This window comes from Flavobacterium sp. 25HG05S-40 (assembly GCF_052654735.1).
In genome coordinates this window covers 183,748-195,900 of the sequence record NZ_CP199750.1, presented here as the reverse complement: position 1 = coordinate 195,900, position 12,153 = coordinate 183,748, and the positions used below count along the sequence as shown (strand labels likewise).

At 33.7% G+C, this 12,153-nt stretch carries 10 protein-coding genes; 3 read left to right on the top strand and 7 right to left on the bottom strand.

The window, feature by feature from the left end; all coding sequences use genetic code 11:
- Positions 1–77: 77 nt before the first annotated feature.
- Positions 78–1,073: a YihY/virulence factor BrkB family protein gene (locus tag ACULEU_RS00820; protein WP_445453567.1), complete on the top strand. Its 996-nt coding sequence runs from the start codon at positions 78–80 to the stop codon at positions 1,071–1,073.
- A gap of 225 nt (positions 1,074–1,298) precedes the next feature.
- Entirely contained in the window at positions 1,299–3,095 is a 1,797-nt protein-coding gene (gene lepA / locus ACULEU_RS00815) for a translation elongation factor 4 (RefSeq protein WP_445453566.1), read from the top strand.
- Between the two features lie 72 nt (positions 3,096–3,167).
- Here the strand turns inward: lepA and ACULEU_RS00810 are convergent, their stop codons facing one another.
- Positions 3,168–4,097, bottom strand: coding sequence for a 1-phosphofructokinase family hexose kinase (locus tag ACULEU_RS00810; protein WP_445453565.1), 930 nt, complete (start codon positions 4,095–4,097; stop codon positions 3,168–3,170).
- 99 nt (positions 4,098–4,196) lie between these two features.
- Between ACULEU_RS00810 and thiL the strand changes: the two genes are divergently transcribed.
- Complete coding sequence (thiL, locus tag ACULEU_RS00805; RefSeq protein WP_445453564.1) at positions 4,197–5,243, top strand: thiamine-phosphate kinase; 1,047 nt, start codon at positions 4,197–4,199, stop codon at positions 5,241–5,243.
- A 164-nt stretch (positions 5,244–5,407) separates the two neighbouring features.
- Here thiL and ACULEU_RS00800 read toward each other — a convergent pair whose 3' ends face one another.
- The 6 genes from ACULEU_RS00800 to ACULEU_RS00775 form a co-directional block, all read right to left on the bottom strand.
- Positions 5,408–6,073 carry a response regulator gene (locus ACULEU_RS00800; protein WP_445453563.1) on the bottom strand — a complete coding sequence of 222 codons (666 nt, stop codon included), beginning with the start codon at positions 6,071–6,073 and terminating at the stop codon, positions 5,408–5,410.
- Positions 6,070–8,052 carry a tetratricopeptide repeat-containing sensor histidine kinase gene (locus ACULEU_RS00795; RefSeq protein ID WP_445453562.1) on the bottom strand — a complete coding sequence of 661 codons (1,983 nt, stop codon included), beginning with the start codon at positions 8,050–8,052 and terminating at the stop codon, positions 6,070–6,072. Before ACULEU_RS00795 ends, ACULEU_RS00800 begins: the two co-directional genes overlap by 4 nt.
- 161 nt (positions 8,053–8,213) lie before the next feature.
- The gene (locus tag ACULEU_RS00790; RefSeq protein ID WP_445453561.1) at positions 8,214–8,480 is read right to left on the bottom strand and encodes a hypothetical protein; all 267 of its coding nucleotides are present in this window, start codon (positions 8,478–8,480) and stop codon (positions 8,214–8,216) included.
- Between the two features lie 364 nt (positions 8,481–8,844).
- Positions 8,845–10,845, bottom strand: coding sequence for an ATP-binding protein (locus ACULEU_RS00785; protein ID WP_445453560.1), 2,001 nt, complete (start codon positions 10,843–10,845; stop codon positions 8,845–8,847).
- Between the two features lie 110 nt (positions 10,846–10,955).
- Positions 10,956–11,339, bottom strand: coding sequence for a hypothetical protein (locus tag ACULEU_RS00780; protein ID WP_445453559.1), 384 nt, complete (start codon positions 11,337–11,339; stop codon positions 10,956–10,958).
- A 132-nt stretch (positions 11,340–11,471) separates the two neighbouring features.
- The gene (locus ACULEU_RS00775) at positions 11,472–12,128 is read right to left on the bottom strand and encodes a response regulator (RefSeq protein WP_445453558.1); all 657 of its coding nucleotides are present in this window, start codon (positions 12,126–12,128) and stop codon (positions 11,472–11,474) included.
- Positions 12,129–12,153 lie beyond the last annotated feature (25 nt).

The following is a 12,153-nucleotide window of genomic DNA, read 5'->3' as shown; positions in this document are numbered from 1 at the left end:
TACAACAAAAGAAAGAAATTTTATAATTTTCTTCAGCATAAATAAAAGACCTTTGTAGCATTATGGCTGACCAAAAGATGAAAATTAAAATTACTATAAAAACTGCTTTACGAATATTGAAAGATACTTTCGAAAGCTTTATCGATGACCGCGCACTGAAGTTTAGTGCTTCTCTTTCGTATTACACTGTTTTCTCTTTAGCGCCTCTTTTATTATTGTTGATTTCATTAGCGGGCGTTTTTTTTGGTAAGGAAGCTATCCAAGGAAAGATTTTTGGTAAAATTAACGGACTTATTGGCAATGAAGCCGCTTTACAGATTCAAAATGTTATCAAAAACATGGAACTTTCCGGAGAAACCTCTTTTGCCGTAATTATTGGAGCGGTTACCTTATTTATTGGCGCCACAAGTGTTTTTAGTGAAATTCAAGATTCTATTAATAGCATTTGGAGAGTGAAGGCTAAACCGAAACGAGGCTGGGTCAAATTAATTACAGACCGACTCCTTTCATCTTCGTTAATTGCAGGATTGGGATTTTTATTGATTGTATCATTGGTTGTCAATGGCGCAATGCTGGCTTTAAGTGAATGGTTGAAAAATTATTTTCCGGAAGTCACCTTGATTATTTTCCAGATTGCAAACTTCCTGATTAGCTTTTCCGTAATCATGACATTGTTTGGCGTAATATTTAAAGTATTGCCCGATGCCAAAATTGCTTGGAAGGACGTTCGTGCCGGAGCTTTTTTCACGGCTTGTCTGTTTATGTTGGGCCGATTCCTTATTGGAATTTATATCGATTATACTAATACTGGTTCTCCATATGGTGCTGCCGGATCGTTAATAGTAATTTTGGTTTGGGTGTATTATACTGCGGCTATTTTATATTTTGGTGCCGAATTTACAAGGGTTTACGCCGAATATACTGGTGCCCGAATTGAACCCGCCGATTATGCCGTTTATGTGGAACAACACGAAAAAGAAAGAGAAGTTACCATTCTTCCGCAAACCGCTAAACCAAACGAGGCTGTAATTGTTCAGCCTGAGGTCACTCCCAAAATAAAGAAGCAGAAATAGCTTTGTATTTATTTGCTTTGTTTGCTTTTATTTTAAATCAAAACTTTGCCCTATATTTGCCGATTAAATGCGTTAAGGATTAGAGCAAGTACCGTGTACTGCGGAAAGCCTGACCCTGTCTCGTTGAACCAACGAGATGAGGGTAACGCCCAACAAAACGGACAGATTTACGAAGAGGACATGCGAGATATTGCCTGTTTCCGATAAAAACAATATTCATTTTACATGAAACACATTAGAAATTTTTGCATTATTGCCCATATTGACCATGGAAAAAGTACGTTGGCGGACCGACTTCTTGGCGCAACACAAACCGTAACAGCACGTGAAGAAAAAGCACAGTTGTTGGACAACATGGACTTGGAGCGTGAGCGCGGTATTACGATAAAAAGTCACGCGATTCAAATGGAGTATAAGTATAAAGGGGAAGATTATATTCTGAATCTTATTGACACTCCGGGACACGTTGATTTTTCGTATGAAGTTTCGCGATCCATAGCCGCTTGTGAAGGGGCACTTTTGATTGTAGATGCGGCGCAAAGTATTCAGGCACAAACGATATCGAACTTATATTTGGCTTTAGAAAATGATCTGGAAATTATTCCGGTTCTTAACAAAGTGGATTTGCCAAGTGCTAATCCGGAAGAAGTAAGCGACGATATTATAGATTTATTAGGCTGTAAACTGGAAGATATTATTCATGCTTCGGGGAAAACCGGATTTGGGGTTGAAAATATTTTAGCTGCCATTATTGAAAAAATACCAGCTCCAAAAGGCATCAAAGACGAGCCATTACAGGCCTTGATATTTGACTCTCATTACAATCCCTTTCGTGGTATTGAAGTTATTTTCCGTGTGAAAAATGGCGAAATCCGAAAAGGCCAAAAAATTAAGTTTATGGCAACGGGCAATGAGTATTTTGCCGATGAAGTGGGAACCTTAAAGTTAAACCAAGTGCCCAAAGATGTAATTTCTACTGGCGATGTTGGTTATCTGATATCGGGAATAAAAGAAGCCAAAGAAGTGAAAGTTGGGGACACCTTAACGGATGCAAAAACGCCAACCACCAACATGATTACGGGATTTGAGGATGTAAAACCCATGGTTTTTGCCGGAATTTATCCTGTAGATACAGAAGATTACGAAGATTTGCGCTCCTCAATGGAAAAACTGCAACTGAACGATGCTTCGTTAGTATTTTTACCAGAAAGTTCTGCGGCTTTAGGTTTTGGTTTTCGTTGTGGATTCTTAGGAATGCTACACATGGAAATCATTCAGGAACGTTTGGAACGCGAATTCGATATGTCGGTAATTACTACTGTTCCCAACGTTTCGTACATGGCTTATACCAAAAAAGATCCGGAAACTCCTTTTGTAGTTAACAATCCTTCTGACTTACCCGAACCTTCAAGATTAGACAGAGTCGAAGAACCTTATATCAAAGCAACCATTATAACCAAAGCTGATTATGTTGGAAATGTAATGAGTTTGTGTATTGAAAAACGTGGCGTAATTACCAATCAAACTTATTTGACTACTGAAAGAGTAGAATTAAATTTTGATATGCCTTTAGCTGAAATCGTATTCGATTTTTATGACCGATTAAAAACCGTTTCGAAAGGATATGCGTCGTTTGACTACTCTCCTATTGGAATGCGGGAATCCAAACTAGTGAAGTTAGATGTTCTTTTGAATGCGCAATCCGTTGATGCACTTTCAGCTTTAATCCACGAAAGCAATGCCTATCACATTGGTAAAAAAATGTGCGAGAAACTACGCGAATTGATTCCGAGACAGCAGTTTGATATTCCAATTCAAGCAGCGATTGGTGCGAAAATCATTGCTCGTGAAACCATCAAAGCCTTACGTAAAGATGTTACCGCAAAATGTTACGGAGGAGATATTTCCCGTAAACGTAAATTATTGGAAAAACAGAAAAAAGGAAAGAAACGTATGCGTTTGGTGGGGAATGTAGAAATTCCGCAAGAGGCGTTTATGGCGGTATTGAAGTTGAATGATTAATTTTCAGAGAAAAGAAACAAGAAGCAAGAGACAAGAAATATAGAGAAACCCAATGACGAAAGTTGTTGGGTTTTATTTTTGAAGTTCTTGAAACAATCTTTCCGCATCTTCTTTTTTAAAAAGTTGTGTTCCTTCGTTCATTGTGGCTGCCGTTCCGCAGGCAACGCCCCATTGTATGACTTCTTTTAGTGTTTTGTTTTGGGATAAAGCCCAAACCATGCCGCCAACCATACTATCTCCGGCACCAACGGTACTTTTCTTTTCAATTTTTGGAGCTGTTACAAATTCGGTTTGATCATTTGTTACTAAAAAGGCACCTTCAGCACCTAGAGAAACGACTACGATTTCCGAACATTTATTATCAATTAATGTTTTGGCGGCTTTTTCTACATCCTTTTTTTCTAGATATTCCACGCCCATTAATTTGGCTAATTCACCGACATTTGGTTTTATAAGGTATACTCCTGTTTCAATGACTTTCTTGAGAGAATCACCCGATGTGTCTACAATAACTTTTATTCCTGAATCTTTTGCTTTTTCGGCAATGATTTGATAGAAATTCGTTGGTAAACCTTCATTCAAACTTCCGCTAAGAACTAAAAAATTGGTTTTAATTTCTTTTATAGTTTCTATTATGGATTTTTGTTCGGCTTCAGATAATTCGTTTCCAGGAAAACCAAATCGATATTGCGCTTTGGTTTTGTTTTCAAAAGCAATAAAATTTTCTCTTGTCCAACTTTTAGTTCGAATCACTTTAGTTTGCATATTCTTTTTTTGCAGCAATTCTTCTAACATTTCTCCGGATGATCCTCCTGAGGTAAATAGGCAAAGAGCGTTTCCTCCTAATTCCGCAATAGCTTTTGAAACGTTTATACCTCCGCCACCCGCATCGTAACGAGGTTTTTCGCAACGCATTTTCTGTTCGGCTACCAATTCTTTAAAATGAGTGCTTTTGTCCAATGATGGATTTATAGTTACCGTTGCAATCTGATGTAATTTCATGATGAAAATTTATTCCTATAAAGTTGCGAATAATCGTTGAAACTCTTTCCAAAGTATGGATAAAAAACTTTGTAACTTTGCAACCTAAAAAATAGCATTATGTTAGAGGATAAATCTCCGCAACGTACACCATTATCTCAATTGGGAGAATTTGGTTTGATTGAACATTTGACAAAAAACTTCGATGTAAAACAGCCCTCAACTTTGAAGAGTATCGGGGACGATGCTGCCGTTTTAGATTTTAAAGATAAAAAAGTAGTGGTTTCCACCGACTTACTGATTGAAGGCGTTCATTTTGATTTGTCTTATATGCCTTTACGTCATTTGGGTTACAAAGCCGTAGTGGTGAATGTTTCTGATATTTGCGCGATGAACGCCAAGCCAACACAAATTACAGTTTCTATTGCCGTATCGAATCGTTTTCCATTGGAAGCTTTGGAAGAGCTGTTTGATGGAATTGCATTAGCGGCCAAATTTTATAATGTTGATGTCATTGGTGGCGATACGACCTCATCCCAAAAAGGATTGATCATTTCTGTTACAGCTATCGGCGAAGCTGATGCCGAAAATATTATCTATAGAAACGGTGCTAAAAATGGCGATTTATTGGTGGTTTCCGGCGATTTGGGTTCGGCTTATATGGGTTTGCAGGTTTTAGAGCGTGAGAAACAGGTTTTCCAGGTAAATCCAAACAACCAACCCGATTTGGACAATTATTCGTATTTAATAGAGCGTCAATTAAAGCCTGAAGCTAGACATGACATCCGGGAACTATTATCTAAATTGGAAGTTAAACCGACCTCTATGATTGATATTTCCGACGGCTTATCCTCTGAAATAATTCATATTTGTAAACAAAGTAACGTTGGCTGTAATTTATACGAAGAAAAAATTCCGGTTGATCCACAGTTTATCAATGTTTGTGAGGAATTTAATATTGACAGTACAACGGTGGCAATTAATGGTGGTGAAGATTACGAATTATTATTTACCATAGCTTTGGAAGACTTTGATAAAATAAAAGCGAATCCCAATTTTACGGTAATTGGACATTTAACTCAAGAAAGCGAAGGTATACATCTTATTACGAGAGCCAATACCAAAATCCCTTTGAAAGCTAGAGGTTGGGATGCGCTCTCAGAATAAAATAAAAAGCGATACTTAAAAGTATCGCTTTTTCCCCTGAATTTAAATTTACATAAATCTAGTAGTATCCATAAATACTGCAATAATTTATCTAAAAACCCTAAAATCTATAGCAAATTTAGGTCTAGTATTTTGAATGACTGTTACGGTTTCCCGTAAAATCGTTAAATGACACCTTTTGTTTTGGCTTCGTTAATTAAATCGACGTCGGTACTGCCTTTTACTTCCAAAATTTCTCTGATGTTAAGTTTTCGTTTTTCAATGGCACTGAGCGATAGCGGAATATATTGTGGCAAATCTTTTGTTTTAACACCCTTGGATAAGTGAAATAGAATTTGTTTGTCAAAGGCATCTAATTCGATGTTATTATACTGAGCCTGACCCACTAATTTGATGACAGTTTGGCTATAATAACTTTCACTGTTAATGATTTTATCAAACGCAAAAATCAATTCATCAAAGGTTAAATCATTTTTGATAATCAGTCCGCTTGGATTGATGTTTTTAATGATGTTATTGATCTTCAACAATTCGGTGTGCATTGTCAACAGTATGATTTTGCAATCAGGCATTTCGGTTTTCATTAACGCAGCTAAATCTTCTCCTGAATAAATCCCTTTTTCGGCATATTCGGGCATACTGATATCAAAAAACGCTACATTGAAGGGAACTTTGGCGTCAGTTATACTTTCATAACCTGTTTTACAATTACTGGCCTGAGTTACTACAAATTCATAACCTTGTTGACTGTATTTGTCTAATGCATTTCTGTAGGCCTGAATTATGAAAGGATGATCGTCGACAATGAGTATATTGATGGGATTTGTCATGCGTTTTCTACTATTTGTTGTTTCGTCTCTAGTGGGACTGTAATAATTATTTTGGTTCCTTGGCCTTTTTTAGAATTGATATCGATTATTCCTTGACAATCATGTGTTCTTGAAATCATGTTTTGCATTCCGATTCCTTTGCTTTTTTTGTTGACATCAAAACCTATTCCGTCGTCTTTAATTTTTAAATACACATTTTCCACATTTCCGCTGATGTCAACCTTAATATTCTTAGCATTGGCGTACTTATTGATGTTTTGTAAACCTTCTTGCAAGATACGATATAAGTTAATTTTGATAGCATTTCCTATTTTATCCCAATCAATTTTGGTGTCAATATGATAAACCACATTCGCTTCATGAGAAGTCTTTTGCTCTTCCAATAAATTATGAACGATGGAAACAAAGTTATTAATTAAAACCATTTTCTCTCTATTAAGGTCATGAGAAATTTCACGAATATCTTGTTCGATGGTTTTTAATTCATTTAGTAACTCATGTCGTTTTTGAACCGCATCAGAATCTGTACTGGAATTTAAGCTGTCTAAATTGAGTCGCAATCCAAACATTCTTCCTAGAATACCGTCGTGCAAATCTTGAGCAAGACGTTTCTTTTCTTTATTCCGGCTTTCATCAATAATAGATTGTTGCGACATCATCAGATTGAAGATCTCTTCGTTGGCTTTTTGCTGTGTCTGCTTAAATAGTAACTCCCGTGTTCTTGCACGTTGCGCTCTAACAACAAATAACAACGCGACTAAAATAAAGGTTACTACAAAGACATAGAGAAGAGTTCTGTTTCTGTTTTCGAGGACGTCTTTTTCTTGGATGATTTCGTCGGTTTCGAATTGAATTCGAGCAAACTTATCTTTAGAATTTCTCTCTTCTACTTGAAGGCTATCATTAATTCTTATATATTCTTTTGAATAAGTTGAAGATTTAGCTTTATCAACAATTGATAACTGATTCAATGAAACTAAAATATCACCACTTATTTTTGTAGATTTTGCCAAGTTTAAGGCTTCAAACGCGAATTTTTTTGAATTTATTGTGTCATTATTTTCCGAATAATACTCTGAGAGATGTATCTTGTTAGCAATAACTCCTGAACTAAGATTATTTTCTTCCCTTATCTTTAAGGAAGTGTAAAATAATTCCGGCAAATCTTTATTATCGCCAATTTTGAATTGTGAATATGCTAGATTATCAACTAACATTGCGAACAAACTTGGGGATTGACTTAAATCCTTTTGTGACAATGCACTCTTAAAATACTGTATTGCTTTAGTGTGATTGTTTATATTCTGATAAACTACTCCTATATTATTTTGAGAGTTTGCCACTAAATTGGATTTATTATTTGCCAAAAAATTTTGAGCTACCAAGAGTGCTTTCTGATGATACTCAATTGCTCTTGTATAATTTTTTAACTCATTTGAGCTTACCGCAATTAAATTATAAGAGTCATATTTCATTCTCTGACTACCCGCATCATTAGGATTGATACTGAGAAGCACTTTTGAAGCTGATGATTCACAATTTGCATAGTCGCTTTCGTAAATATAAATGAATGCTTTATTTAAATAAATTTCATCAATTTTCTCTAAGCTTTTTATTTTTTTATATAATTTTTCAGCCTTAACAAAATAGTAAAACGAACTGTCATTTTTATATATATCTAAATAATAGTTTCCTAACAAGTAACTACTATTTGCTATATTAATTGTGTCTTTTTTTTCTGTCGCTCTATTAAGAAGTGTTTGCGATACTGAAAAAGCAATATCAGATTTTCCTAATTCATAACTTTTTTCAGCTAACTTATATAGAGATGATCTATTTTGTAAAGTATTTGGTTGATTTTTAAGAACAGCTTCAGCCTTTAATAAAATTACATCTTTTTCTTTAGGTACTATTTTAGGATTTTCTACATTAGCAAAATAAAAATCTATACTATCTGATGTCTTACTAACATCGTTCATCTTCTTGTTTTTTGAACAAGCCAGAAACAGGATTGCAATTATAATAGTAATTTTTCTCAACAAAAAAATATTTGATTTCAAAAGTACTATTATTCTTTTAAAAAAAAAACTACCTATAAATTATAGATAGTTTAATGTAATATATTTAAGAATATTTTATTCTAGTTGCCTGTACCCACTCCTTTATCTCCTCTTGGGGCACCTTGAGTTCCTCCAATTTCATAAACATTACTAGGAGTTCCTACATTTTTTCCTCCTCTTGGGGTACCTTGTGTACCTCCAATTTCATAAATGGTAGTAGGAGTTCCTAGATCTTTACCTCCTCCTCCTCTTGGAGTACCTTGTGTTCCTCCAATTTCAGGAGTTGTAAATGACGTAACTATTAACATTAATGCCAATAGTCCAAATGTTGTTGTTAATTTTTTCATAATTTGAGACTTTTTATTTTTTTGTTTTTGCTTCGTTTTTTGTGGTGTGTGCCTTTTGTTTGATTTGAGGCTCTGACACTTTCACGATGTAAAACTAAAAAGGATGTCTCTGTCAACACTTATGATTCTTGGTGTTTATGGTGGAATGACTTCGTTTGATAGTGAATGATAGGCAAATGCTAGTGGATGATTTTTGGGTTTTGGTGGTTTTTTGCTTAAATGCTTACCAATAGTGACTTCGGCGACCAATACTTTTTTATGCAAAATGGTAAATCTGGGTGGATGTGTTAAAATTAAAGGCTAATTGCATCCATAAAACACATTATATTTATGGATTTTAATTTTAATGAAAAAGCTCAGTAAACTACATCGGAATTGCAATATTGATTGAAGTAGAGTGATTGTGTATAGATTGAATAATACATTTCCCTTTGAGTGACGCCACTCGTTGTTTTATGTTTTTTAATCCAATGCCCTCGGTTTGATTTTCAACATCAAATCCTTGTCCGTCATCCGTAACAGAAAGGCAAAGATTATTGGCATCTATAATAAACGTAATTACAGCATTCTTTGCATTGGCAAACTTGTTGATATTATGACTTGCTTCCTGTATAATTCGGAAAAGATTCATTTTAATGCTACTGGAAATGTTTTCCCACTTTATGGTATCTTCCATTTCTAATTTAAAATGGGTGACGTAAGTCTTGTTTTGAGTATTCAGAAAATCGTCTATCAATCCTTTGAAGCTATTGTTTCTTTTAAAACCATCTATGGATAAATCGTGAGAAATATTTCTAATCTCTTGTTCTATTTTATAGATTTCATTAATATGACCCAAACATTCTTCAATGGTTTGCTCATCTCTTTTATGATGAAGCACATCTAAATTAAGTCTGGCACTAGCCAATTTATTCATCACGCCGTCATGCAATTCCAAAGCGATTCTTTTCTTCTCGTTCTGCCTTGCTTCCTGTTCTTTGTTTTTTTGAGAGAGCATTAAATCATAAATTTCTTCATTAGCTTTTTGCTGGGATTGTAGTAATTGTAATTCTTTCTGCTTTGTGCGTTGTCTTGTTATTATCAAAAGCAATACAATAATCAATATGATAAAACCCGAAACACCAATAACAATCCATTTTTGGCTTATTGCCTTGTCTTTTTCCTTATTGATTTCATCCTTTTCATATATTATTTCGGCAAACTTATCTCTAAAATTTCTTTCTGATATCTGCATACTGTCATTAATTCTTATATACTCCATTGCGTGTTGAAGAGCATTTTTTTTGTCAACTTTAATAATTTGTTCAATTGACAATAAAATATCTGCTGGATTTTTATAATTACGGGACAAATCAATTGCTCTCTGGGCAGTTTTAATTGCATTTAAAGTGTCATTTATCTGAGCATAATATTCCGAAAAATATATTTGATTATAATTTTCCCCATTTGACGCATCAATTGATTTAAAAATATTGTTGGCTCTTTTTAAATAAAGCAATGAATTTAATGGTCTTTTAGTTTTAAGATAATATAATCCCAACAAACTATTTATAACCCCTATACCTTTTCTCTTTTGCCTCATATATTCAGGCTTATTAACTACATCTTTAATTTTGGAAAAAGCTTTTTCATATTCTCCTAAATTAATATACGAACTTGCAATATTAGCTTTTAATGACAGAATTAAATCAATATTGTCTTTTTCGTATTTTATCTTATTATAGTAATTAATTGATTTTCTTTCATTTTTGAGATAAGAAAAGTTATTACCAATATTCATGTATGCATCATTAATTTCACAAATCCTGCTAAGCTTTTTTGCTTTTTTTATAAGTTCGAATGAAGTTTTTATACTTCCTGAAAAATCATTAGCATACGATTGTGTAGTAGCTATTTTGTCCATAACTTTTAGTTCTTCTTCAATTAATCCTTTTGAAGAAAATCCTTTTTTTGCTTTAAAAAAATATTTAATTGCCAATTCATTTTTCGAGTCTCTCATGTATACATAACCTAAACAATGATAACCTCTAAAAAGGGAGATTGAATCTTTAGCAATAATTGAGTTATTAATTAACACTTTGGAAAGCTCTTTTAATTTGTCTATTTTTCCGAGCCTACTTAAATTAATATTTATTTTATATATGTACATTAAGGATAAAGAATCATTCTTATCTAAATTCACATATGACAATGCCTTATCATTATACTTAATTCTTTTATCAAATGCAATTGTCTTATCCCCTGCCAAATCCAAATATTTCTTTACAGAATCATTGGTGGCAGAGTGCACTTCATTACTGCTCTTTTGGGTACAACTGCTTAAAAAAAAGCCCGCTAATAGGGTATAACATAAAAGTCTAATCATAATATCAATATATTATAAAATAAATTGGGCTCCGACAAATAGTCGAAACCCAATTTCCCACAATTAAATGAATTATATGCATTCATTTTTCCATCTGACTTTACAATTTCTTACCCAATTGCCGCTGTTATCATAGCTTTAAACTTTTCAACAGCCATTACTGCTGTATCGGATTCACAATTGGTGGTTATTGTTTCTGATATTAGTACTTTAGTGGCTCCAATCCCTATTTCAAGTTTGAGTTCTATGAGTACTTCACAGAGGTCTTTTTTATTTTCTGAATCATTAAAGTGCAACTCTTTAATAGTTTGTTCTATCTGTTCTCTTAAGTCATCTAAAGAGGCAAACTTATATTCTATAACTTCTTTATTAAATGACGTTTTAATTGAGGCGTTTTTAAAATAATGCTTTTCCTCTAAATCCTTCTTCTCCTGAGCTTTGCCAATGAACACAACTAAAATTAAAGCAACCAAGCTGTACCATCTACTTTTCATGCTTTTCAATTTTAATTATTTCAACTGTCTAAAACCAATTAAAATTCCTGTTATTTGATGTTGTAAAATTATAGGGTTGATTTTAAACTTTGGTACACAAAAAGTGTACATTTTTGAAATAGTTATTTTACACTAAATTAAACCTTGCTTTCTGGCTTCACGCAGTATGTCTTCGTCTGTGCCTTTATCAATTCCGAAAATTTGTTTAATAATGGCTTTCCTTTTGTCAATAGCGCTTTTCGAAAGATGTAATAAATCCGGTAAACTTTTAGTTTGAATTCCTTGAGAAAGCAATAACAAAATCTGACGGTTATAATTGTCCATCACTTTATTTTTTTCTTCCCAATTTTTTTGATGTCTAATAATAGTTTGACTGTAATAAGTTTCTCCTTGCACGATGGTATGAAAAGCAATTAATAACTCATCTGCCTGAAAATCACTCTTTACCAATAATCCATCTGGTTTTTGCTCGTTTAGTAATTTGAAAAGCACAATAGATTCGGAATGTGATGTAAGTACAATTACTTTGGCATCGGGTTGAAATTTTCTAACTATCGGAATTAAATCTTCACCAGAATTAATCCCTTTTTCTAAGTATGGTGGTAAAGTCAAATCTAAAAAGACTATGTCAAAAGTGGTATTTGAATTTACAATAGCATCGAAGGCGGCTTCACAACTGTAAGCGGCCGTTGTACTTAGTTTATATCCATAAGTATTGAATGATAAAATCGATTTATATCCTTCAATTATTGGTGGATGATCGTCAACCATTAACACTTTTACTTCCATAAAATAGCTTTTATAAAAGTAAATG